Origin of the sequence: Paraburkholderia panacisoli (assembly GCF_008369935.1) — a bacterium.
GTDB classification, from domain to species: domain Bacteria; phylum Pseudomonadota; class Gammaproteobacteria; order Burkholderiales; family Burkholderiaceae; genus Paraburkholderia; species Paraburkholderia panacisoli.
This window is the reverse complement of sequence record NZ_VTUZ01000052.1, coordinates 1-24,455: the sequence shown is the minus strand read 5'-3', so window position 1 is coordinate 24,455 and position 24,455 is coordinate 1. Positions and strand designations below refer to the sequence as shown.

The 24,455-nt window shown below is 62.5% G+C and carries 20 protein-coding genes; 8 read left to right on the top strand and 12 right to left on the bottom strand.

Going from position 1 to position 24,455, the window contains the following annotated elements; genetic code table 11:
- Nucleotides 1-30: 30 nt before the first annotated feature.
- From tssG to tssB, 6 genes are all read right to left on the bottom strand, one after another.
- Entirely contained in the window at nt 31-1,296 is a 1,266-nt protein-coding gene (tssG, locus tag FVF58_RS42930) for a type VI secretion system baseplate subunit TssG (RefSeq protein ID WP_188131125.1), read from the bottom strand.
- A complete protein-coding gene (tssF, locus tag FVF58_RS42925) occupies nt 1,251-3,023 on the bottom strand; it encodes a type VI secretion system baseplate subunit TssF (protein WP_149675686.1) in 1,773 nt (590 codons plus the stop codon). Before tssF ends, tssG begins: the two co-directional genes overlap by 46 nt.
- A gap of 1 nt (nt 3,024) precedes the next feature.
- On the bottom strand, nt 3,025-3,480 hold the full coding sequence (tssE, locus tag FVF58_RS42920) for a type VI secretion system baseplate subunit TssE (RefSeq protein ID WP_149675685.1): 456 nt from the start codon (nt 3,478-3,480) through the stop codon (nt 3,025-3,027).
- A gap of 63 nt (nt 3,481-3,543) precedes the next feature.
- Nucleotides 3,544-4,035, bottom strand: coding sequence for an Hcp family type VI secretion system effector (locus FVF58_RS42915; RefSeq protein ID WP_149675684.1), 492 nt, complete (start codon nt 4,033-4,035; stop codon nt 3,544-3,546).
- A 98-nt stretch (nt 4,036-4,133) separates the two neighbouring features.
- Nucleotides 4,134-5,630: a type VI secretion system contractile sheath large subunit gene (gene tssC, locus FVF58_RS42910; RefSeq protein WP_149675683.1), complete on the bottom strand. Its 1,497-nt coding sequence runs from the start codon at nt 5,628-5,630 to the stop codon at nt 4,134-4,136.
- Nucleotides 5,631-5,682: 52 nt separating this feature from the next.
- Complete coding sequence (gene tssB, locus FVF58_RS42905) at nt 5,683-6,246, bottom strand: type VI secretion system contractile sheath small subunit (RefSeq protein ID WP_149675682.1); 564 nt, start codon at nt 6,244-6,246, stop codon at nt 5,683-5,685.
- 1,373 nt (nt 6,247-7,619) lie between these two features.
- Between tssB and FVF58_RS42900 the strand changes: the two genes are divergently transcribed.
- Entirely contained in the window at nt 7,620-9,563 is a 1,944-nt protein-coding gene (locus tag FVF58_RS42900; protein ID WP_188131124.1) for an alpha/beta hydrolase, read from the top strand.
- 65 nt (nt 9,564-9,628) lie between these two features.
- On the opposite strand, the gene FVF58_RS42895 is transcribed toward FVF58_RS42900, so the two are convergent.
- The 6 genes from FVF58_RS42895 to FVF58_RS42870 all read right to left on the bottom strand — a co-directional run bounded on the left by FVF58_RS42895 (nt 9,629) and on the right by FVF58_RS42870 (nt 16,735).
- Complete coding sequence (locus FVF58_RS42895) at nt 9,629-10,927, bottom strand: L-fuconate dehydratase (protein WP_149675680.1); 1,299 nt, start codon at nt 10,925-10,927, stop codon at nt 9,629-9,631.
- Nucleotides 10,928-11,114: 187 nt separating this feature from the next.
- Nucleotides 11,115-12,056 (bottom strand): ABC transporter substrate-binding protein, encoded by a 942-nt coding sequence (locus FVF58_RS42890; protein WP_149675679.1) that lies wholly within the window; start codon nt 12,054-12,056, stop codon nt 11,115-11,117.
- 87 nt (nt 12,057-12,143) lie between these two features.
- Nucleotides 12,144-13,169 (bottom strand): ABC transporter permease, encoded by a 1,026-nt coding sequence (locus FVF58_RS42885; protein WP_149675678.1) that lies wholly within the window; start codon nt 13,167-13,169, stop codon nt 12,144-12,146.
- 14 nt (nt 13,170-13,183) lie between these two features.
- Nucleotides 13,184-14,698, bottom strand: coding sequence for a sugar ABC transporter ATP-binding protein (locus FVF58_RS42880; protein WP_149675677.1), 1,515 nt, complete (start codon nt 14,696-14,698; stop codon nt 13,184-13,186).
- A gap of 321 nt (nt 14,699-15,019) precedes the next feature.
- Nucleotides 15,020-15,664 carry a helix-turn-helix transcriptional regulator gene (locus FVF58_RS42875; protein WP_149675676.1) on the bottom strand — a complete coding sequence of 215 codons (645 nt, stop codon included), beginning with the start codon at nt 15,662-15,664 and terminating at the stop codon, nt 15,020-15,022.
- 93 nt (nt 15,665-15,757) lie between these two features.
- Nucleotides 15,758-16,735, bottom strand: a complete 978-nt coding sequence (locus FVF58_RS42870; RefSeq protein ID WP_149675675.1) for an ornithine cyclodeaminase family protein — start codon at nt 16,733-16,735, stop codon at nt 15,758-15,760.
- 224 nt (nt 16,736-16,959) lie between these two features.
- On the opposite strand from FVF58_RS42870, the gene FVF58_RS42865 reads away from it, so the two are divergent.
- The 7 genes from FVF58_RS42865 to ggt all read left to right on the top strand — a co-directional run bounded on the left by FVF58_RS42865 (nt 16,960) and on the right by ggt (nt 24,200).
- The gene (locus tag FVF58_RS42865) at nt 16,960-17,748 is read left to right on the top strand and encodes an ABC transporter substrate-binding protein (protein ID WP_149675674.1); all 789 of its coding nucleotides are present in this window, start codon (nt 16,960-16,962) and stop codon (nt 17,746-17,748) included.
- A 66-nt stretch (nt 17,749-17,814) separates the two neighbouring features.
- Nucleotides 17,815-19,053 carry an NAD(P)/FAD-dependent oxidoreductase gene (locus FVF58_RS42860; protein ID WP_149675673.1) on the top strand — a complete coding sequence of 413 codons (1,239 nt, stop codon included), beginning with the start codon at nt 17,815-17,817 and terminating at the stop codon, nt 19,051-19,053.
- A gap of 238 nt (nt 19,054-19,291) precedes the next feature.
- The gene (locus FVF58_RS42855; protein ID WP_149675672.1) at nt 19,292-19,951 is read left to right on the top strand and encodes a GntR family transcriptional regulator; all 660 of its coding nucleotides are present in this window, start codon (nt 19,292-19,294) and stop codon (nt 19,949-19,951) included.
- Nucleotides 19,926-20,852, top strand: coding sequence for an ABC transporter substrate-binding protein (locus FVF58_RS42850; protein ID WP_223191213.1), 927 nt, complete (start codon nt 19,926-19,928; stop codon nt 20,850-20,852). Before FVF58_RS42855 ends, FVF58_RS42850 begins: the two co-directional genes overlap by 26 nt.
- Nucleotides 20,853-20,867: 15 nt before the next feature.
- Entirely contained in the window at nt 20,868-21,635 is a 768-nt protein-coding gene (locus FVF58_RS42845; protein WP_149675671.1) for an amino acid ABC transporter permease, read from the top strand.
- Nucleotides 21,636-21,657: 22 nt separating this feature from the next.
- Complete coding sequence (locus tag FVF58_RS42840; protein WP_149675712.1) at nt 21,658-22,449, top strand: amino acid ABC transporter ATP-binding protein; 792 nt, start codon at nt 21,658-21,660, stop codon at nt 22,447-22,449.
- A 158-nt stretch (nt 22,450-22,607) separates the two neighbouring features.
- Nucleotides 22,608-24,200, top strand: coding sequence for a gamma-glutamyltransferase (ggt, locus tag FVF58_RS42835; protein WP_149675670.1), 1,593 nt, complete (start codon nt 22,608-22,610; stop codon nt 24,198-24,200).
- The last annotated feature ends 255 nt before the right edge of the window (nt 24,201-24,455 follow it).

The window sequence follows — 24,455 nt, the reverse complement described above, 5'->3', positions numbered from 1 at the left end:
AGCGGCATCGCCAAAAGGCGTTGCCGCGGCTTATGTATTTACGGCCGTCACGGCGCGCATCTTGAGCCTGACCGGTGTGGGTTGGGCCACTTGTGACACGCTTGAGGTCCGTGACGTGCGTGGCGCGTCGCCGCGCGCGCCGCCACCGAGCCCGGTCCCGACCCACGAAGTCCAGCCGAGCCGCGCCGCCGCGTTGCCGCCGAGCGCACTGCCCAGCACCGGCCGCTGCCGGTGCAGCACGAAGAACACGTCGTGATCCTGTTGCAGATAGCTGCGCACCAGCCACGCCGCCAGTTCGTGCGCGTCGCCGCCCGGCAGCAACGCGGCGAACGTCGCGTCGGACAGGTCGAGAAACTCGATGCGCACGCCCGCCGACTGATCCCACGTTCGCCGCCCGAGCACGGCGAGGCCGCCGAGGCACGAGCCACGTGAGCCACGCGCACTACTCGAACCGCGCATGCCGCCTCCGGACAGGCGCAACGAATCCGCGGCATCGACGCTGCGCCAGCCGCCGACGAACTGCGCCCCCTGCACCTTCACGCGGAGCCGGTCGGACAGAAGCGCCAGCAGCCCCGTCATCGAACGCGGCGCGCCGCCGAGCAGGCCGGCGTGACGCAGCCACAGGCGCGCGCCGCCCGGACCGCGCGGCGCCGCATGCAGGCCGAGGTTGCCCAACGCGTCGAGACAGGCGGTCAGCGCCGCGCCGTCCGCCGCGCGACCGTGCAAACCCAGCGCATATTTCTGCCGGCTGCGATACAGGAACGACAGAAAACGGTGATTGAAGATGTCGAGCAGATCGGCCATCGCCGTCTCGCGAGCGGCGCGACGGTTGAGCACCATCTCCGTGAACGGCATCGGCAACGGGCCGCTCGCGCCAGCGAGCGACATGACCGGCGTGGTCAGCGTGTAGGTTTCGCGTGGCAGTTGCGCGGGCGAGGCAGCGGCGTTTGCGTCGGCATCCGCGGCGACACTGGCGTCGGCCTCGACGTCGCTCGCCAGCGGCGCGTCATTCGCCAGGTCGTCATCGGCTTCGGCTTCATCGGACCGCGCGCGCACCCCATCCAGCGGATGACGCTGCACGCTGCGGATATCGCTGGCTTCGAACGCCAGCGACACGAACCCCTTCAGACGCACGGCCTCGTTCGTGCCGTCGCCATAGCCGAGCGCGCGCGCCCACGGCTGCGCGCGTTCGAGCAGATGGATCGCCTGAAACAGATCGAAGCCGTGCGGCTGCGCAATGAGACGGGCGATCAAAGCGTCTGCTGGCAACCGGTCATCGGCTCCCATTGCTTCCATATCTCGTCTCCACGGCGCACCACCAGCCGCACGAAGGAATTGACCGACGTGTACATCGCAAAGAAGCGCGCGAGCACGGCGCCCATCAGCAGCGGCGAGCCGCCCACGAACGTATCGGCGTCGAACTCGATGCTCACTTCCGTACCGCGGCAATAGCCGCGCCATGCATCGCTGCCGACGTGCGCGGTCACATTGCGCGCATCGATGCTGCGGATGCCGCGAATCTGCTCTTCTTCGCGCGGGCCGTCGGATGCGAACAGCCGCAGCATCTCCTGCAGCTCGCGACGGCCGGTCGCGCCGCCCACCAGCGAGTGGTAGTTGCGCGTCAGCAGCGACACGAGCCGCCACAGCGTCGAGCTGTCGAGCGGCGGATTGCGTTGCGAAGTCGGCTCGTACAGGCAGCGCACGCGCGCATTCTGCGAGACCCGCTCGACCAGCATGCGCGCGCCCACCGGCACGTGTTCCGCGAGCCGCCGGTTGGTGCACAGCACGTTCGCGTAGACCACCGGCACGTCCGGCTGCCCCGCCACGTTGCTCGCATCGACGAAGCCCAGATACATGTCGACGCCCGGCGCATTGCTGCGCACGCTCTGCTCGCGGCGCACCGACCAGAACATCGGGTTGGCCGCCGCCTGCGGGTCCTGTGAGTTGCCAACGCGATCGGCGGCGGTGAAGCACGGCAGCGTGGTCGCGCGATCCTGCGCGGGATCGGATGCGATCACCGACAGGATCGAATGGATTTCGGTGATCGCCTCGCGCTTCTGATCGGCGACCAGGCGGTATTCATAGTGACGCCTGTCGATCACGATCGGCTCGCTCGTCTGCGCGAACAGATTGACGATCGGCGTGCAGCCGAGCCTGAAGTGCTGCGGCCCGAGCATGCCGAGGCCACGCGGCGCGCGGTCCAGGTGCAGCACGATTTCGCAGCTGCGGCCCGTGCCGAGGCGGCCGGCCGGCACGTGCAGGTCGAAGAAATGAAACTTGCGCGGAAACGCAAAGTATTCCTGCATCAGACTGTAGGCCGGATGCGCGTGCGACGGCTGCGGCAACACGCTGTCTTCGGGCGCATAGCCCACTTCGCGCCACGCCGAAGGCGACAGCATCGACGCCGCCCCTTGCGCGGGACGCACCGATACGCCCGTGACGCCCGCCACCAGTAATTCGTACAGCGGCATCGTCACGACCCAGTCGCCATGCAGATGCAAGCGCAATTGCTTGAGTTCGAGTTCGGAGAAATCGACGCCGGCTTCGCACTCGAGCGTGAGGCGCAGCGTCGCGTCGTCGCCGAACGTAGCGTTGCTGATCTTGACGGGCCACAGCACGGTGTCCCATGCGGTGCGAAAACGGCACGACTCGCCCGCTTCGGTGAGTGCGGCGAGCCCCGTGTGGCGCGGCACGCGAAAGCCCGCCGTGACTTTGCCTTGCGTGAGGTCGAGGTCGAACTGCGCGACGGTCATCGACGGAATCGTCTGGACCAGCGTCGGGCACACGTTATCGAGCAACGCGGAGGCGATTTGCGGCGCCGCCTGGTCGAGGTCGCGATGCACGCGCGCCGCGAGAAACGCGGTCGCCTCGATCAGCCGCTCCGTGTGCGGGTCGAGCGACTCCGTGCCGTGCAGCGCGAGGCGCGACGCCACTTTCGGATAGCGCTGCGCGAAGTCCGCGCCTTGCGTGCGCAGATAGGAAAGCTCGCGCTTGTAGTACTGGAGAATGTCTTCCGCAGCCATGTCAGTGGGCGTCCGTCCAGCGCGCGTCGGCGGCGCCACGACTGTGGGTCTGCAATTCGAAGAACACGTGTTCGACCGACTGGTTCACCCGCATGGTGCCGTCGATCGCGAGCACCGCATGCTGTTCGTTGCCGGATGCGAACGTGAAGGCCACCTTCACGTCGGTAAGACGCGGCTCGAAAAGCGCGATCGCACGGCGCACCGCGGCGACGATCGCCTCGCGGTCGGGCGCCGAGCGCAGCGACAGATCGGAGAAATCGGGCAGGCCGTAATCCAGCACGGTGCCATCGCTGCGTGCGAACGCATCCATGGAGAGACTCGAACGCGCATTGAGCAGGCGTGACAATTCACGCGCGACGGATTGTCGAAGCGCGTCCTCACCTTGCAGCCATGCATCGGCGTCTTCGACCAGACGCTCGAACAAAGGAAGGGGATAGCCGTTGGCGGTAGCCGACATACGCAACACCGGTTGAAGCCTGACAGAACGACTGCTGCCCGCCGCGCGGCGGGCAGCGATGAATTACGCCGCGGGCGTCAGAGTCTTGTTGGTGCTCAGATCCCAGCCGAACGGCGCCGTGCCTGCCAGCGTCGAGTCCGGGTTCTGCTGCGTGTATTGCGACGTGATCCCGGAGAAGTTGATGGAGAACGAATCCATCATGTCCGAACCGCCGCCGCTCGTCGCAATGTTCGCGATCATCGCGTTCGACATCACGTACTTCATTTGCAGCATGAACTTGCCGCCTTCATTACGGCCGATCGAGATCGTCGCGTCGCCGAGCTTGGTGCCGGCCGTGCAGGCCGCGTACAGCGCGGGCGTCGCCTGATCGGTCATCTTCGTCAGAGAGAATTCGCTGAACGACGGGCGACCCAGCGTACGCTCGGTGTTCGCCGTATCGAAGTTCATCGGCATGTTGACGCTGTGCGAGAACGACATGATCTGAATGCCTTCCTTGAAGCCGTCGATCAGCGTATTGCCCTTGATTTCCTTGAACTGCAGGATGATGGTATCCATGACTTGCCTGACTCGAAAAGTAGATGAAATCGGCGTGACGCGCGGCCTTGCCGCACGTCACGCGTCACATGTTTGCCGGCTGCGCCAGCAGCCCGCTATCAGGCAGCCGCGCCCGGCAGATCCGCGACGAGACGGATCGACGCCGTGAGCTCTTCCATCTGGAAGTGCGGCTTCAGGAAGCAGGTTGCGCGATAAGCGCCCGGCTTGCCCGGCACTTCGGTCACGTCCACGCGAGCCTGGCCCAGCGGATAGCGCGCTTTCTGTTCATGCGAGGCCGACGCATTGATCAGCACGTACCCGGCAATCCAGTTGTTCAGATAGTTCTCGACGTCGGCGCGGGTCTGGAAGCTGCCCACCTTGTCGCGCATGATCACCTTGATGTAATGCGCGAAACGCGACGCGGCCAGCACGAACGGCAGACGCGCCGACAGTTGCGCGTTGGCGTTGGCTTCGTCCTTGTTGTAGAGCTTCGGCTTGTTGACCGTCTGGCCGCCGAAGAACGTCGCCACGTTCGAGCCCTTCGAGTTGACCAGCGCGATGAAGCCGAGGTCGCTCAGTTCCTTCTCGCGACGATCGGTGATCGTCACTTCGGTCGGGCACTTCAGCGTGACGTCGCCTTCGTTCGTCTTGTACGCATGGGCCGCGATGCCGTCGACCTTGCCGCCGCCTTCCACGCCGCGAATCGCGGTTGCCCAGCTGTATTTCGCGTAGGCGTCCGTAATGCGCAGACCGAGCTGATACGCCGAATTGGCCCACAGGTACTTGCCGTGATCGGTGCCGTCGACATCCTCTTCGAAGCCGAACGACTCGACCGGGTTGGTCTTCGCGCCGTACGGCAGACGCGCCGCGTAGCTCGGCAGCACCAGCGACACGTAGCGCGAATCTTCCGACTCGCGGAAGCTGCGCCATGCGGCCAGTTCAGCGCTTTCGAAGGTCTTCGACAGATCGCGCGCCACGCCCAGTTCGGTGAACGACTTCAGGTCGAACAGGCTCGGCGCGGCAGCAGCGATGAACGGCGCATGAGCGGCGGCCGCCACGCGCGAGACGCGTTCGAGCAAAGCCATGTCCTGCGGATGACGGCCAAACGAGTAGTCGCCGACCAGCAGCGAGAACGGATGGCCGCCGAACGTGCCGTACTCTTCTTCGTAGATCTTCTTGAACAGCACGCTCATGTCGTGATCGACAGCCGTCTCGAGGTCCTTGTGCAGTTCCTTCTTCGTGACGTTCAGGAGCCGCAGCTTCAGGTTCGTGCCGGTCTCGGTGCCATATACCATGTCGTGCAGACCGTGCCACGACGCTTCCAGCGCCTGAAACGCGCTGTCGTGCATGATCGCGTTGAGCTGGTCGGTCAACAGACGGTCGATTTCGGCGACGCGTTCGTTGATCATCGCCACCACGCTCTTGTCCGGGCTGGTGCGCATGCCCTCGTCGAGAATCTGCGATGCGAGCTGGCCGATCAGCTTCTTGGCGTAGGTGCCCTGCGACGGTTCGACCGCCATGTTGCCTTCCTGAACGATTTGTTCGAGGAGACTCAGTTCACCTTCCTGCGTGGTCGCACGAGCGCCCACGGCTTCGGCGGAGGTATTCGTTTCCATCTGGATCAATCCTGAGGAGAAGTGTCGCGTCAGTGACGCTGAAATGGGGCCGTCACGCGGACGGCGTGTCTTCCGTCGCGGGCGCTGCTACGGCTTCGCCAGCTTGCTGTGCGGAGGCCGCATCGCCGGCGTGGGCCTGGCTTTGCAGCTTCTTCAGCTCTTCCGAGTTCTGCACGATGCGCTCGAGCATCGAGTCCAGTTCGTCATTGCCGTCGAGCTTCGCGAGCAGGTCGCGCAGTTGCTGACGCGCTTCGAGCAGCTTCGCGAGACGCGGCACCTGACGCACGAGGCTCTCCGGGTGAAAGTCCGAGAACTGTTCGAACTTCAGCTCGACCTTCAGATTGCCTTCGCCCTTGAGCGTATCCGGCACCGACAGATCGAGACGCGGCGCGATCTTGCTCATGATCTCGTCGAAGTTGTCGCGATCGATTTCGACAAAACGGCGCTCTTTCAGCTTGGGCAGCGGCGTAGCCGGCTGGCCGGACAGATCCGCCAGCAGACCGACTACCATCGGCAACTCACGCTTTTCGATAGCGCCGCCGAGCTCGACGTCGTACGTGATCTGGACGCGCGGCGGCCGATTGCGGCCAACCCATTTCTGCAAACTATTGGACATGAACTTCCCCGAGATAAAGAGAACTCGAAATACGTTTTGACAAGGCGTCAAGCGGCACGCCCCTGACTCGATTCAGGTGCAACAAAAAGGCGGGGATAGGTTTGATGCAGTAAGGACGCGCTACGTCCCGACGTCGGCGCCGCTCACACGCAAGTAGGCAGGGCGGCACATGAAGGTGCGCCCACATTGTGTGCTCGGCGTCGTTGGCAAACCAATGCGCACCCCGTCGCACATCGGCTCGCGAATATTGTGAATGCTGGTCGGCAGACGGCGCACGCCGGTCACGTGCGCGACGGTTCCTTCATCTATGGATTGGTCTGAATCTCTTTTCGATCTTTCTATTGCTTGAGTTTGCGGTACTTATCGAAGCTCGACAGCGACGAGATCGTACCTGTCTCTTACGGGCATTATTGACTAGGTGTCTCAATTTTGGAAAGAAATTTTTGCTATGTCTGACCATATTTTTTGGCGCTTTAGCGACAGGTTTTCTTTTCCTTATTTTCTGCAGCAAACGCTGAAAAGTACTAATGAATTAGCGCTACAAAAGTATTGTGTCAACTGCAAGTGCATCGCGCGATCTTTCCTTGGTCCGCTCTCCGAAGCCTTGTGCCGAGTGGGCCGCGGCGCTTGGGCAGCGCGCGGCGCCCAGATATGCTGAATCGACTATTTTCGCGTAAATTAACCCGCGCAAACGTTTGCCATGCGTACTCGAGTTGGCAATGCGAATGCTTGAAACGGCGTAATTAAGAATCGCAGTCGCTTAATTATGCTTATTGTTTTGTCTATCGCTGTTATTGACGGTAATACGCGCAGCATTTTCGCTTTGAATTTTATTTGCGACCCTATGCGAAACACGCCAATCCGGCTCGTTGGCGAAGAGGCGAAGAGGCGAAGAGGCGAAGAGGCGAAGAGGCGAAGAGGCGAAGAGGCGAAGAGGCGAGAAACTTTACGCGCATCTCGCGTGAGTTGCCGTGGATGCGCTCGACGGTGACGACCATCGCCTCGACGACGTCACTGCCCGTATCCGCGACGCCCGTCGAGTCCAATGCGAGTTCCCTGGCGCCACGCGTATTGTCGGTGTTCTGTTGGACCGCTTCGGACAACTGCCCCGAGCACCGCAGTAAGACGTCTGTCTCACGGCGGCGACCCCGCTTCGCGAAGTGCAGTACGAAGCAGTTGACCCGGCGCTCAAATAGATGCTTCTAACCCAAATACCAGGTTCCATTGAGCAAGCCGTCAACCTCCATCAACCAGCCGCGTTCAAGCCGGCCAGAGGCTGGTAAATGTCACTCGCCGCCATGTGCGCAAGCGCACGGACAGTCGACTTGGGGGTATCGCCTAATAGGCCCACACGCGATGTCCAAAAAGACAACATGACACAGGCACCGGAAAGGTTCTCCGAGGCGGCGAGTGTGAGCCGCAGCGAGGAGAACGAGACGAATACGCCGAACTACAAAATGCACCCCGTCGATTTCGGCGGCCATTTCGGTTGGCTTTACGAGCCGCTTCCAGCCGCCGGCGAAAATGGCCGGTCAGGCATCGTGCTCTGCGGTCCACTCGGACATGAAGCGCTGTGGCTGCATCAGACCTTGCGATCGCTGACCGACCGCCTCGCGGCGCGGGGCTTCGCAGTACTGAGATTCGACTATGCCGGCACCGGCGACTCGATCGATATCGGCGGGCTCGTCGAACCGAGCCGCTGGGTGGACGAAGCCGTCGAGGCCGTGAGTTTTCTCAAGCATGCGACAGGCGTCGAGCGTGTCGCGCTGGTCGGCTTCCGCTTCGGCGCGATGGTGGCCGCGCAGGCCGCGCGGGCGGCGTCGGTGGATGCCGTGGGGCTGATCGCGCCGGTTGTCGGCGGGCGGCAGTTCGTGCGTGAAATGACCGCGCTACACCGCACGTGGCTGGACAAGGTTGCTCACGACGTGCGCAACGACGTAGCGCCCGCCGATGCGTTCGACGTGCTCGGACATCGCTTCAGCCGCGCCGCCATCGACGAGATTGCGAAACATGACTTGCGCCGGGCCAGCACGCCACCGGCGGCCAAACTGTTGATCGTGCACACGGCCGGTCAGGGGGCGAGTCACGAGTTGGCGGACGTGTATGGCAAGCTGGGTGCTCAGGTCGATTCGTTGCCGTTCCCCGAATACGCGCTGGCGCTGCAGCCAGCGTGGATGGCAACGCTGCCGCAGGCAACGCTCGGTTCCGTCGAAGCATGGTTCGCCCGCGAGTTTGCGGAATCATCCGCGCCGTTGCCCCGTGCTGCATCCGACGCGGCGATTCTCCCTTTCCCGTCGAGACGGCCATCCGATTTGAGCGATTCGAGCGGCGTTGTCGAAACACCGGTGCAGCTTGCCGACGGACGTTTGTTCGGATTCCTGTGCGAACCGGGGGGCCGTCGCGAGCGCGCGCCGCTGGTCGTCATCGCCAATACGGGGACGACGCACCATGTCGGCGACGGGCGCTTTAACGTCGAACTCGCCCGCTCGCTGGCGCGCGCCGGCATCGCCTCACTGCGAGTCGACCCGCATGGCATCGGCGACAGCCCCCACGCCCACACGGTGGTCAACCCGTCCCTGCTCAGTTACGAGCAGCTCGCCGACGATACGTCGCTGGCCGTCGATTGGGCTGTCGACAGAGGGCATCCGCGCGTCGCCGTGTTCGGCATTTGCTCGGGCGCGTATCTGAGCCTTCAAGTCGCCGAGAAAAATCCCTCCGTTTCGGCGATGCTGCTGGTCAACCTTCAGCGCTTCGAGTTTCCGGTGGACTTCAGGATGTGCGACGCGCTCAAGATTGGCTCGGGCTCGACGCGCGCCCACTTCCGGGCGATGCTGCGCGTGCGCAAATGGGCGCAGGTGCTGCGCGGTGAGGTCGGCTTGCGGCCGGTGTTGCGCACGCTGTCGCGCTATGCGATGGACGCTTTCGTCAGCAACGCCGCGGCTTTGGCCGGAGACGCAAACGGCAACGCTGGGAATCGAGGCTCCCGCGCCCGGCGGCGAATGAAAGATCTCGACGCGCGGGGCGTGCGTGTCCAGCTGCTATTCAGCCCCCTGGATCGCGGGCTGGACGAGTTGCGCATGCACTTCGGCCCGGGCGGACGCCGCCTCAACAAGCTGGCGCACGCCCGCGCGATGGTGATCCCGAACATGGATCACGAAGTGTTGAACCGCGTGGCGCGGCAGCAGGTTGCGGCGTTGTGCGAAACGTTTTTCCATCAGGCGTTCGCGGCCGCAAAAGCCGGCGACACATCTCACGAAGAGCAACCAAACGTTCGCGTGCGCGGCCGACGCGGTTCATTCGATCCCACGTCGTCGTGACGCTGCGCGGCTGAACGCGAAAGGCGCGCCGCGGGTCGCGAACCCGCGGCCCGGCGCATGCGCTCTCAGACCCGCCAGACCGGCCCATCGGGAAAGCTGTGCTGGTCGAGCGAGGCCGCATGCATTTCGATGCTGTAACCCGGACGCTCCGGCGGCATATAACGGCCGTTGCGAATCACGACCGGATCGACGAAGTGCTCATGCAGATGATCCACGTATTCGAGCACGCGGTTTTCCAGCGAAGCCGACACGCAGATGTAGTCGAATAGCGAAATGTGCTGCACGTACTCGCACAACCCGACGCCGCCCGCATGCGGACACACCGGCACGCCGAACTTCGCCGCCATCAGCAGCACGACGATCACTTCGTTCAGACCGCCGAGGCGGCAGCTATCCACCTGGCAGAAGTCGATCGCCTGCGCCTGCAGCAGTTGCTTGAACATCACGCGGTTGTGGCAATGCTCGCCGGTCGCCACGCCGATCGGCCGCAGGCGCTGGCGGATAGCCGCATGCCCGAGGATGTCGTCCGGGCTAGTGGGTTCCTCGATCCACCACGGATCGAACTCCGCAAGACGCCGCATGTTCGCCACCGCTTCATCGACATCCCACACCTGGTTCGCGTCCATCATCAGCTTGCGGTCCGCGCCGATTTCTTCGCGCAGGATGCGCGCGCGCCGCATGTCTTCTTCGAGGTTGCCGCCCACCTTCTGCTTGAAATGCGTCCAACCCTGCGCGACGCCTTCACGCGCGAGCCGGCGGATCTTGTCGTCGTCGTAGCCGAGCCAGCCTGCCGATGTCGTGTACGCCGGATAGCCGTGTGCGCGCATGTCCTTTTCGCGTTCGCCGCGGGTCTTCGCGTGACGGTGCAGCAGCGCAATCGCTTCATGCGGCGTGATCGCGTCGGTCACGTAGCGGAAGTCGAGACACCGCACGAGTTCTTCCGGGCTCATGTCGACCAGCAGCTGCCAGACCGGCTTGCCTTCTGCTTTGGCCCACAGGTCCCACACCGCATTCACGACAGCCGCCGTCGCCAGATGAATCGCGCCCTTGTCCGGGCCGATCCAGCGCAACTGGCTGTCGGATGTCAGCGCGCGCCAGAACGCGCCCATGTTCGCGGCGATGTCCTCGAGCGTCTTGCCGACCACCAGCGGGGCCAGCGCGTGGGCCGCGCTCACGCAGATCTCGTTGCCCCGCCCGATCGTGAAGGTAAGGCCGTGGCCCGTGAGTGCGTCGGGCGCATCCGTTTCGAGCGTCACGTAGGTCGCGGAGTAGTCCGGCGCGGCGTTCATTGCATCGGAGCCATCGAGTGAACGCGAGGTCGGAAAGCGGATGTCCCGCACGGACAGCCTGGTGATCGTGGTCATCTGAACACGCTCCTGGTCGGCAGCGATCGACTTCCGCCTGGCAGCGAAGGCGGACCGGTTTGTTGCGTTGCAACTGAAATGGCGGGCTGTGTTGGCCCATATCCGCCTGTGTCGCCGCGAGTCGCCAATGAAAAGAAGAGGAAGCGCTACGCGCCCCTCTTCTTTCATCACATAGGCACGGCGATGGTCAATCGTAGAGCACGGCGGCGATCTTCGGATCGGTCATGTTGGTCTTGTCGTACCAGAAGAAGCCCGTGTCGATTTTCGTGGGCAGCTTGCCGCCCTTCAACGCCGTCACCGCCGAGTCGACCACGCACTTGCCGATGCCGACCGGATTCTGCGTGATCGCGCCGAGCATCAGACCGGACGTGATGTCCGCTTTCTGTTCCTTGCCGGAGTCGAAGCCGATCAGCACGAGTTTCTTGCCCGATTCCCTGACGCCGATCGCCGCGCCTTCCGCCGAGCCTTCATTGGCGCCGAAAATGCCCTTCAGGTTTGGATTGGCCTGAATCATCGCCTTGGCGATTTCCGCTGACTTCAGATGGTCGCCGCCGCCATACTGGATGGAGACGATCTTCACGTTCGGATGCTTCGCCTTCATCTGGTTCACGAAGCCGTCGCGGCGATCAATGCCGGTGCGGCTGGTCTGGTCGTGAACGATCACGCCGACTTCGCCGGAATTGCCGATCGCCTCGGCCATCTTGTCGGCGGCGAGCGCGGCGGCGGCAAGGTTGTCGGTCGAGCAGGTGGTCAGCGGAATGTCGCTGTCCACGCCGGAGTCGAACGCGATGACCGGCATCTTGGCGGCCTGCGCCCGCTTCAGAAGCGGGATCGCCGCCTTGCTGTCGAGCGCGGCGATGCCGAGCGCCTGCGGCTTCTTGGCGAGCGCAGCCGACAGCATGTCGATCTGCTTGTCGACCATCGCCTCGGTTTCGGGCCCCTCGAACGTGATCCTCACGCTGTGTTCCTTCGCCGATTGCTCGGCGCCGGCTTTGACGGCCTGCCAGAACTGATGCTGGAAGCCCTTCGAAATGAGCGGGATGTACGCCTCATCCGCATACGCGAGATTCGCCCCGCCAACGAGTGCGCCCAGGCCGACCACGACACCGAGTATTCTTTTATTCAACATGGATTTTCTCCTCCTAAGGTGGACCAGCAACCTTCAGTCGTTGGGAAACCTTGTGGCGCTCCCCGTTTTGGTGGTGTCGGCGCGGCGTCAGCCCCTTCTGCGCCGCAGAATGTCGGCGTAGACCGCGAGAATGATGATGAGACCCGTCACCACGATCTGCCATTCCTGAGCGACGGACATGATACGCAGGCCGTTGGTCAGCACGCTCATGATGAACGCGCCGATGATCGTGCCGAGAATCGTGCCCGAGCCGCCGCTGAGGGACGTGCCGCCGATCACCACGGCGGCAATCGCTTCGAGTTCGTAACCCTGGCCGAGCGCCGGCTGGGCCGAATTCAGGCGCGACGCGATCAGCAGCCCGGCGACGCCGCAGATCGCTCCGCTCAGCCCGTAAATCGCGATCTTCCAGCGATCGACATTGACGCCGGACAGGCGCACGGCTTCTTCGTTGCTGCCGAGCGCGAAGGTGTAGCGCCCAAGCGCCGTGCGATTGAGCGTGATCGAACTCGCCACCGCCAGGAAAAACAGAATCAGGACCGCGTTCGGAATGGGCAGGTTCGGCACGACATAGCCGATCAGCGAATCCTGCGAGATCCGGTAGAAGTTTTCGGTGTCGGTGAAATAGATCGGCTTGTCGGCCGACACGACTAGCGAGAGTCCTTTGAGCAGCATCATCATGCCCAAAGTAGCGATGAACGGCGGTATTTTCATCTTCGCCGTAAGGGTGCCTGAAATGGTCCCGCAGATCGCGCCCGTGCCGATCGCGGCGAGCACGCCGATCCACATCGGCAAATGCCAGAACGTGAGGAACACGCCGCAGATCACCGCCGTGAAGGTCATCAGCGTGCCGACCGACAAGTCGATGCCGCCGGTGATGATCACGAACGTGCAGGCAATCGCGAGCACGCCGTTGACCGCCGTCGCCTGCAAAATGCCGAGCATGTTGTCCATTTGCATGAACGCCGGCGAAGCGAAGCTGAAAAAGATCAGCAGCAGGATCAGGCTCGCAAAGGCGAGCAGCTTTTGCAGCGCGGTCGGCGAAAAGACGCGCGCTCTCAGGGCCGCAGAGCGTCCCTGTCTTGCAAGCGCCGAACTATCCGTGGGCAATGTCATATCGATCTCTCGGCTCACGCCGCCGCTTTCAGGGTTTCACGCTGCGTCGCCAGATGCATGATGCGCTCCTGGGTCGCTTCTTTGGCTGACAGCTCGCCGGTAATGCGGCCCTCGCACATCACGATCACGCGATCGCTCATGCGCAGGATTTCCGGCAATTCCGACGAGATCATCACGACCGCCTTGCCTTCGTCGGCGAGCGAGCGCAGCAGCTTGTAGATTTCGTTCTTCGCGCCGACGTCGATACCGCGCGTCGGCTCGTCGAAAAAGAGCACGTCGCAGTCACGCTCCAGCCACTTCGCAATCACGATCTTCTGCTGGTTGCCGCCCGACAGAAGCCGCACCTGCTGGGTGGCGGAGGGCGTGCGAATGGCGAGCAGGTTGATGAAATGGCTGGCGGTGCGGCGGATCGGCGCGCGGCGCAAAAAGAAGTTGAACGCGAGAAACTTGCGCAGGTTGGACATGACGATGTTCGATTCGACGTCCATGCCGGTCGCGAGGCCATAGCGTTTGCGGTCTTCCGACAGATAGCCGATGCCGCGCGCCACCGCGTCGCTCGGCGTTCGGATGGCCGCCTTCACGCCTTTCACGACGATTTCCCCGGACTCGATCGGGTCAGCGCCGAACACCGCTCGCGCGACCTCGGTACGCCCTGCCCCCATCAAGCCCGCAAAGCCCAGGATCTCGCCTTTGTGCAACGTGAAGCTCACGTCCTTGACGAGCGGACCGGCATTCAGATTCCTGACTTCGAGCGCGACTTCGCCCTTGTCCACGGCGCTGTGGGATGGCGCGACATCGGTCAAGGTTCGCCCGACCATCATGCCGATGATCGCCTCGACGCTGGTGTCCTGGGCGGCGACGGTGGCCACATATTCGCCGTCGCGCATCACGGTGACGCGGTCGGCAATCTGCTTGAGCTCATCCATCTTGTGCGAGATGTAGATGATGCCGACGCCCCGGCTCTTCAGCTTGCGGATGATGCGAAACAGCTCAGCGATCTCGGCGTCATTGAGCGCCGAGGTGGGCTCGTCCATGATCAGCACGCGCGAATCGAACGACAACGCCTTGGCGATCTCGACCATCTGCTGCCGCGCGACCGTGAGCGCGCCCACGACGGCGCGCGGCTCGATAGCCACATGCATGCTGGCGAGAATGTCGCGCGCCTGCGCATTGAGCTTGTCTTCGTCGAGGAACAGGCCGAAGCGCCCGCGCGGCTCGCGGCCGATGAAGATATTCTGCGCGACGGTGAGATGGTTCATCAGGTGCAGTTCCTGATGAATGATGCCGATGCCGACGGCCTGCGCGTCGCGCGGGCTCTCGAACTCGACCGGCTTGCCTTCGTAGAGGATTTCCCCCGAGTCCCGGGTGTAGACACCGGCGAGGATTTTCATCAGCGTCGACTTGCCGGCGCCGTTCTCGCCCATCAGCGCGTGGACTTCCCCGGCCATGAGCTCGAACTGGACTTCATGTAGCGCCCTTACGCCGGGAAAGCTCTTGTTAAGCCTTTTGACGGAAATGAGCGGGGTCACGGCGCGGATCGGGTGATAAATGCACGGCCGCCGCGGGCCCCATCGCGCGAGGCTGGCGGCAAGGGCGCGAGGCGCCGCAAGGTTTTGTGACGGTAATCGCAAAGAGAAACCAGACGCATTGCTGGACCCCGAAAACCGATGTGCCACGATTTTACGACGCGGGGGAGCGGCGGCTCAAGTTCAGGCATTCCCCAGTGTCGGGAAGGTACCGGCGACTAAATGCCGTGGCGCGGGATTGGATGCCGTCGGCGCGCAAGGCGTGATGCCGCGAGCGGCGGCCAGCCTATTCGCCCTTACTGCGCGCCCTTACTCTGCGCGCCCCTACTGCGCGCTGTCGCGCAAATCCCGAATGTGCTGATAGACGGTCGCGCGGCCCATCCCCAACACGTTCGCGACATAGTTCGCCGCGCTCTTGCCCTTGAAAGCGCCCTCGGCCCACAGCGCGGCGACGAGTTCACGCCGGTGATCGCGTGTCAGCGAGTTGAGCGCCAGCTGCCGTTCCTGAAGCCAGCCGTGCAGGAAAGTGTTGATGCGCTCCTGCCAGTCGTCCTTGAACAGCTCCTCCGGTTGCTTCACGATGCCCGCGCCCGAAATCACGAGATCGATCACGTGCTTCACTTCCTCGAACACGGCGATGTTGTAGTTGATGCACATCACGCCCGAGGCCACGCCGGCGTCGTCGAACAACACCGTGCTGACACAGCGCATGCGCCGGCCATCCCAGTTGATCTTCTCGTAGGGACCGATGTTGCCGGGCTGCGCGACGTGATCGATCTCTTCCAGCGCGGAGTCGTCGCCCAACTCCCGCTTCGACAGATTGTTCGCGATGTGCGCGACCGTCTGGCTGTGAAGGTCGTGAATGACGACTTCGACGTAGGGGAAAAACAGCAGTGCGATACCGTCGGCGACGCGGCTATAGCGCTCAAGCAGCATCCGGCGAGCCAGGGTGGATTTTGTCTTTCGCATGGAGTCGGGGAAGGTTGCGGGGTGGCGGCAAGCGCCAGCATGGGCTAGCCGCGATATGCGGGATGCCTGGGATGCCGTCACCATGGGTCCGTACTATTCTGCCACGGGGTGTCGGGCGCTCAGATATCGAAACAGTTCGTACGCGATCGCCACGTCTTCGAGGCCGAGTCCGATCGAACGGAAAAACGCGTGCCGCCGGTACGACGGCCGATTCGCGTTGCCGCCCACCAGCTCGGGCAGGTCCGCCACCACGTTCTGCGGGGACCAGCCGTGCAGTTCGGCCGCCAGCTTCATTTCTCCGGCGCTGGCGGGCGTGGTGCGCCGGTAGTCGCAATACACATCCATCTGCGGCAACCACGCGGGCGGGATTTCATGCGCGTTCGCAACGTTGGTGCTGATCGACGTGATCAATGCCGGCCTGGTCAGCATGCCTTCGCTCAGAATCGGCGTGCCGGACGACGTGCACAACGCCACCACGTCTGCGTCACGCACGCAGTCTTCGAGCGTCGCGCTGACGGTGACGCGCGGGTCCAGCGCGGTCACGGCGGCACGCTGTGCTTCGCTGCCGTGCAGGCCGGGCGAGAAGACGTGAATCGAATCCCACGGCCGCAACGGCGCGATGTGACGCAGATGCGCTTGGCCCACTGCCCCTGCGCCGACGATCGCAAGCCGGCGCGCGCCGGGCGCCGCTAGATGCTCGACCGCGAGCGCGGTAGCACCGGCGGTGCGCTCGACGGTGAGCAGGCCCGCGTCGCACCACATCAGCGGCTGGCCGGTCTCCATCGACATCAGCGCGGTCCACGCGGTGATGATCGGCTTCGAGTCCGTGACGATGTACGGCGACAACTTCGCGCCGAACACCTTGGCGTCGGCGATCGCGCCAAGGTACGTGATGAAATCGCCCGCGTTCGCGGGAAACAGCGTCAGGCTTTGCGGCGGCTGCACCGCCTGCTCGCCGAGGAGCGCGCGGAACATCTCCGTGAGCGCGCGGCGCACGTCCAGTTCAGGCAGTGCGCTGCGCACCGTGTCCTGCTGGACGATTAGCGGGGTGGTCGTTTCGCTGTGGCTCATGCGTGTGCTCTCCAAGTCGGTGCCAGAGGTCCGGCGGTGGCTCAATTCTAAATTTAAAGTCCAGTCTGGATTATTTTTTTTGAAATGCCTTGCAATTATCCCGGTCCAGAATAGACTCATGTTCCAGAACAGCGTCCGGACGGCGTCCATGCAATGGCTTCGCGCCGGCCTCCGGCTGTTTCACTTGGCCCCTTTTTGCGACCTCAACTACGCCCGGACCCATCATGATTCTCAAGCTCCCGCTTTCTGTTTGCCTTGCTGCCGCCCTGTTCTGCGCGACCGGCGCAGCCAACGCCGAAACCGCCGGCAGCTTGCGTTTCGGTATCGAGGCCGCGTATCCCCCGTTCGAGAGCAAGTCGCCGACCGGGCAGTTGCAGGGCTTCGACGTGGACGTCGGCAACGCCGTCTGCGCGAAGCTGGGCGTGAAGTGCGTGTGGGTGGAAAATTCGTTCGACGGCCTGATTCCCGCGTTGCAAGCGCGCAAGTTCGACGTGATCAATTCGGCGATGAACATCACGTCCAAACGCAAACAAAGCATCGACTTCACCCCGCCGATCTACGTCGTGCCGATCGTGATGGTGGTCAAGCATGGCTCGCCGCTGCTGCCTGACGTGAAGAGCCTGCAGGGCAAGCGCGTCGGCGTATTGCAGGGGTCGTCGCAGGAAGACTTCCTCAAGCAGCACTGGGCGAATGCGGGCGTGTCGGTCGTGTCGTATCAGGACCAGGATCAGGTGTATGCCGATCTCACGGCGGGCCGCCTCGACGCTGCGGTGCAGGAAGCGCAGACGGTCCAGGAAGGTTTTCTCGACAAGCCGGCCGGGCATGACTATATGATCGTCGGCGAGCCGCTGAAAGATCCGGCGACCCTCGGCGAGGGCACCGGCTTCGGGCTGCGCAAAGGCGACAAGGCGCTGGGCGCGAAGATCGACACCGCGCTCGACGAGCTGAAAAAGGACGGCACACTGAGCAAGCTGTCGATCAAGTACTTCAAGCGCGACATCATCGCGAAGTAAGCGACTCCCGGGCCGTGAGCCACAGGTCCATCACGCGCGAACCGGTGCGCGAGGCAGAACCAGTCTATGGATTTCGATGTAATCGTATTGGGTGCCGGCATTGTCGGCGTGTCGTCCGCGCTGCATTTGCAGGATCGCGGACGACGCGTCGCGCTGGTCGATCGGCGCGGGCCCGGTGAGGAAACCAGTTTTGGCAACGCGGGGCTGATCGAGAGTTCGTCGATCGTGCCATACGGTTTTCCGCGCCGGCTCGGCACGCTGCTGCGCTACGCGCGCAATCAATCGACCGATCTCTACTGGGATTACCGCGCACTTCCCGCGTTCGCCGGATGGCTGGGCCGTTTCTGGTGGGAATCGTCTCCGGAGCGGCTCGCGATGGCGGCGCGCGACATGTTGCCGTTGATCCGGCAAAGCGTCGCCGAACACGATGCGCTGATCGCGCGCGCGGGTCTTGAACAGCTCGCGCACGACGGCGGCTGGATCGAAGCCTTTCGCACGCGCAGCGAGTTGGATCAGCAAGCGGCGGCGGCCGAAGCCGCGGTGCGCGAGCACGGCCTGCGCGTGACGCCCCTCGATGCGACGGCGTTGCGCACGAAAGAACCGGGTATTGGAGCGGGCTTTTGCGGCGCATTGCACTGGCAGGACCCGAAGAGCATCTCCGATCCCGGCGCGTTGACGAAGGGGTATGCACGCCTCTTTGAACAGACAGGCGGCACACTGCTGACCGGCGATGCAGCCACGCTGCGCGCGCAAGGCGAGGCGTGGACCGTTCAGACCAGCGCCGGAGAAATCAGCGCGAAGGAAGTGGTGGTCGCGCTCGGGCCGTGGTCGGATACGGTATTCGAGCCGCTCGGCTATCGCATTCCGCTGCGTGCGAAGCGCGGCTATCACATGCACTATCGGCCGACCCAGGCTGTCTTGTCAGTGCCCGTGGTCGATACTGAAGAAGGCTACGTGATCGCGCCGATGCGAGCCGGTTTGCGGCTGACCACCGGTGTCGAGATCGCGAGGCGTGATGCCGCGCCCTCTCCGATTCAACTCGAGCGCGCCGAACGCATCGCCAAGCCGCTATTCGGCCTGGGCGAGCGTCTGGACGAGCAGCCCTGGCTCGGGCGGCGTCCCTGCACGCCCGATATGCGGCCGGTGATCGGGCGCGCGCCTCGCCATCGCGGGCTCTGGTTCTCCTTCGGACACAACCATCACGGCCTGACGCTCGGCCCCGTCACGGGACGTCTGCTGGCGGAAATGATGACGGGTGCCACGCCGTTCACGGACGTGCGTCCGTTTCGTCCCGAGCGTTTCTAATAGGCGGACAGTTCGTCTTGACGACGGAGCGGCGGTTAATCCCCGCTCCGTCCGTCGACACGCGCTGAAGCTCCTGTTGACGCGAAACTTGGTGCTTTCCCTAGCGCGGTCTATGCGAACCGACTCTCGCTAGCCGCCGTGCGCGTATTTATTTTGAAAAATTGGATACAAAAATCCAATCACGGTAGACTGCGCAAACGGTAGGCACACCAGGCGCTGATCTAACTCATAGAATTCAATGTCAACTCCCGTAGTGACTGCAGAAGAGGAAGCGTATCGCTACCTGTTCGACGCAATTTGCCAGGGCCGATTCACGACGGGGCAACGCATCGTCGCGGAAAGCATCGGCGCGGAATTATCGATGAGCCGCATGCCTGTGCGCGAAGCGCTTCGCCGGCTGCACAGCGAAGGGCTCGTCATTCTTCGTCCCAATCGCGGGGCGATCGTCAAAGGGCTCGACATCGACGAGCTGCGCGACATCTTCGACATGCGTGCGGCGCTCGAAGGTCTGGCAATCCGTATCGCAGCTCCGCGCTGCACCGACGCGCATCTGTCGACTCTCGAACGCCTGCTGGACGACATGGACGTATGCGTCGACAACACTGAACTATGGGTTCAGCGCCACTGCGCGTTTCATCAATACTTGTGCAGCATCAGCGGGCGTCCGCGCCTGACCCGGGAAATCGCATCGCTCTACACGTTGATCGAAGGGCCCATGCGGCTCTGGGTGGAACAGACAACATCCAGACGGCGCAAGGCGCGCGAAGCGCATCAGGAACTTCTCGATGCGCTGCGTACACGCGATCCAGTACTGGCCGAGAAGGTTCTGCAAGAACATGCGTCGTCCACCGTGTCGCGCCTGATCGCATTTATTGAAGGCTCGCCGCCTGGCACATGAGCCTCTCCTTACCCATGGATTTCATACTCAGCGCAGGCTTTGGTCTGTAGTTGCATCATGTCATTACGATAGGAGCACGTCTATGTCGGGTCGTCAAACTACGCGGGTTCGTTTCGCATTCCTTCTTATTGGGCTGGCGTCCTTGCTGCAAACCGGGGCGAGTGCCGCCGATGCTCCGCCACTCGGCCTTTTGCAGGATCACACGCTCACTTACTGTTCGAGCATGGACGCGCCACCTCTCGCTTCATACGACGAACAGCAACGTCCGCAGGGGTTTTCCGTCGATGTCGCTCAAGACGTCGCGAAGTCGCTGGGCAACCTGAAAATCGAGTGGCGGATCGTGCCGTTCAGCGGCATGATTCCGGCGCTGAAGGCACATCAGTGCGATCTGATCATCAGCCAGCTTTTCGACAAGCCGGAACGTCGCGAAGTGATCGACATCATCGACTATATGTACTCCAGTCAGTCGATTCTGGTGCCGCACGGGAACCCGAAAAACATCAAGGCGCTAGCCGATCTCTCGGGTATGAAAGTTGCCGTGATCAACGGATCGACCATTCGGAGCCTGCTTGAAAAAGAGAATGCAGCACTCACCGCGGCAGGCAAACCGCCGATGAACATCGTCGTGTACGGCCAGGATGCCGATGCGTTTCAGGCATTCCGCCTGCAGCAAGTCGACGCGTATGGCACGACTGCGGAAAGCGCCGCGCACTTCCGAAGCGTCACCGGCGACACGTTCCAGGAAGCAATCCCTTCCTTCAATCGCATTCCGACAGGAATCGGCGCACGAAAAGACGAGCCGTTGAGCAACGCTGTCAAACAGGCCGTCGTCGACCTCGTGCATAGCGACCGCTACACGCAGCTACTGAAAAAGTGGAAGCTCGAAAACGACCGCTTCTAAACGTGGAACGACGCCATGAATTTCAGTTGGGAAATTTTTCGTCAATTCCTTTTGACACCGAGTTCGACGTATCTCCACGGACTGTGGCTGACCTGCAGTATCAGCGTACTGGCCGTATTGCTAGGCGTGGTCCTTGGACTATGCGTCGCGCTGATGCGGTTGTCGTCGAAGCTGCCCTTGCAATGCATTGCGCGCTTCTACATCTGGATGATTCGCGGCACTCCGTTGCTCGTACAGATTGTCTTCCTGTACACGGCGTTTGCGGCCGCTAATATCTTCCGCTTTCATGACCTTGCTTTCGGCCCGTTCACGCTTCCCGCGAACATCCATGCTGCGGTACTGGCATTGGGTATGAACTCGGCAGCTTATATGGCCGAAATCATTCGCGCCGGCCTCGGGGCGGTGGATCGCGGACAGTACGAGGCTTCGCGCTCGCTCGGCATGACGACGCCGCTTCTGATGAGACGCATCGTGTTGCCGCAGGCGCTGCGCGTGATCATTCCGCCGATGGGAAACGAGTTCAACGTCATGCTGAAGAACACGACGCTCGTCAGCGTGATCGGAGTGCAGGAACTCATGCTGAGCACGCAGATGATCACCTCGGTGAATTTCCGCGTGTTCGAGTTGTACCTCGTACTGGCGATCTATTTCCTGCTGCTGACTACAGTGTGGGGCTTTTTCCAGCGCTGGCTCGAGTCGCACTACGGCCGCAGTGAACAGCGCGCGAGTTCGGGCGGCCGCATGTTCGGATTGCAAACAATGAAAATGCTGCGGGGACGCTGACGTGAATAATCAAGATGAAGTGATCATCGAAGCGTCGGAGATCCATAAGTCTTTTGGCGCCAACAAGATCCTCAACGGCATTTCATTGAAGGTATCGAAGGGCGAAGTGGTCGTGCTGATCGGCGCGTCCGGCTCCGGAAAGACGACTTTCATCCGGTGCCTCAATCTACTCGAAACATTTGAAAGCGGCCGCGTCCGGGTTAATGGACATACCCTCGGCTACGTCGAGCGCGCGGACGGGAGTCTCGCACCCGACTCCGGGCGCGAGATTGCGCGCAAGCGCCGGGATATCGGCATGGTGTTCCAGCGCTTCAATCTGTTTCCCCACATGACCGCGATCGAAAATATCATCGAGGCGCCCATCCACGTATTGAAGATGTCCCGTGCCGATGCGATCGCCCAGGCAAACAAGCTGCTATCACGCGTGGGTCTCGCGGACAGGGCCGACCACTATCCATCGCAGTTGTCCGGCGGCCAGCAGCAACGCGTCGCCATCGCGCGCGCGTTGGCGATGCAACCCAAGGTCCTGCTGTTCGACGAACCCACGAGCGCATTGGACCCGGAGACTGTCGGCGAAGTACTGCAGGTCATGAAGGAGTTAGCCAGCGACGGCATGACGATGATCGTCGTGACGCACGAGATGGGTTTTGCGCGTGAGGTCGCACACCGTGTGGTCGTGCTCGATCAAGGTGAACTGATCGAGCAGGGACCGCCGGAGCGGATCTTCACCGCGCCTGAACATCCACGTACACGGGCCTTCTTGCGCAGGATGTTCGAACCGCTGGAGGCGCCCGTAAGCTTGCAGCCGACGTAACCGTCAACAGGGTCGATGATGCGCCGCGATCCCACCGACGTTGCGGGCGGCAAACGGCGCAATTCCCGAAAGTCCATTCCACCGAACGGGACATCAGACGCAAAAGCTAAAGGCTGCGGCGCGTTGGCTCGTTTCTCACACTGACAAGAACACAATTCATGCGCGATTTTGAGGCCCCTGGCCGCTCTCTGGTTGTCGCCCGCAACGGCATGGCTGCAACTTCACATCCGCTTGCCACGATGGTGGCCATCAACACGCTCGAAGCAGGCGGCAATGCGATGGACGCCGCGATTGCCGCGTGCGCGGTCCAATGCGTGGTGGAACCGGGTTCGACTGGCGTCGGCGGAGATTGCTTCGCCCTGTATTCCCGAGGCGGCACGGACGACATCGTTGCCTATAACGGCGCCGGCTGGGCGCCCGCGGCTGCGTCGGCGGAGAAGTTGCAAGCGCTCGGCGTCAACGCAATCGAACGACACTCAGCGCACGCGGTGACCGTGCCGGGCGCAGTACACGCGTGGACTACCTTGCACCGCGACCATGGCCGGCGCTCGCTCGCCGAGGTACTGGCGCCTGCCATTCGCTATGCCGAACAAGGTTACGCCGTTGCGCCGCGAACGGCGGCGGACTGGAACAGTGAAGTGCCACTGCTCGCCCGGGACGCCAACGCTCGCGCAGCGATGCTGGTCGACGGCGCCGCGCCGCTGGCTGGCACGAGCCATCGTCAGCCGCTTCTCGCGAATACATTGCGCGCGATCGCCGAGGGCGGCCGCGATGCGTTCTATCGTGGTGAGATCGCCGCCGATATCGTCGGCCACCTGCAACGCAATGGCGGCCTTCATTCGCTGGATGATTTCGCGGGCTACCACGGCGATTACGTGACGCCGATCCGCTCGACGTTTCAGGGATACGAAGTCGTCGAGTGCCCTCCGAGCGGCCAGGGGATCATTGCACTCATGCTGCTGAAGATTCTGCAGAAATTCGACGCCGGTGGACATCCGCTCAACGTCGATCGCATACATCGTGAAGTCGAAGCAGCGAGGCTTGCCTATTCGGTTCGAGACGCTTTTCTGGGCGATCCGCGCGATGGAAAACCCGATGCCGAATGGCTGCTTTCAGACGAATTGGCCGACAAGTTACGCGAGCAGATCGACCTTGATCGTGCATTGACCGAGCTGCCTGCTTTTAGTACCGCCGAACACAAGGACACGGTGTACATCACGGTAGTTGATCGCGACCGCAACTGCGCGAGCTTTATCAACTCGTTGTTTCACCCGTTCGGCAGTGGTCTGATGGCGCCGAAGTCGGGAGTACTTCTGCATAACCGCGGTCAAAGCTTCTCGCTGGAAAAGGGACATCCCAATGCGATTGGACCGCATAAGCGGCCGATGCATACGATCATTCCCGGCATGGTAACGAAAGGTGGCCGCGTGCAAATGAGCTTCGGCGTGATGGGCGGGCACTACCAGGCCATGGGCCACGCGCACTTTCTGTCAAAGGTTCTTCATTACGGCATGGACATGCAGTCGGCGATGCAATTGCCGCGAATATTTCCTCGGCCAGGCACGAATACCGTCGAGGTGGAAGGACAAATGCCTGTCGAAGTATGCGCGGCACTGACGCAGCGTGGATTCAAGCTTGTCAGGCCAGGCTCGCCTATCGGCGGTTCTCAGGCCATTTGGGTCGATTGGGAAAACGGCACGCTATTGGGTGCGTCGGATCATCGGAAGGACGGTTGCGCACTAGGCTATTGAACGATGGCGCCACACGTGATGAGCTGTTGGATTGGCTCGCTTGCGTGTGGTTGAGTGGCTGTATTCAGCTACTTTGGCAAGCAGCGATTCAGCACTGATTCGTCGCTGGATTTTTCGACTATTATGCGGCGTCCCAAACGCAGAAACCCCACCTTTTGGGGGTGGGGTTTCTGTTCACTGCGGGGGAGCCTGACGATTACCTACTTTCACACGGGCAATCCGCACTATCATCGGCGTAGAGTCGTTTCACGGTCC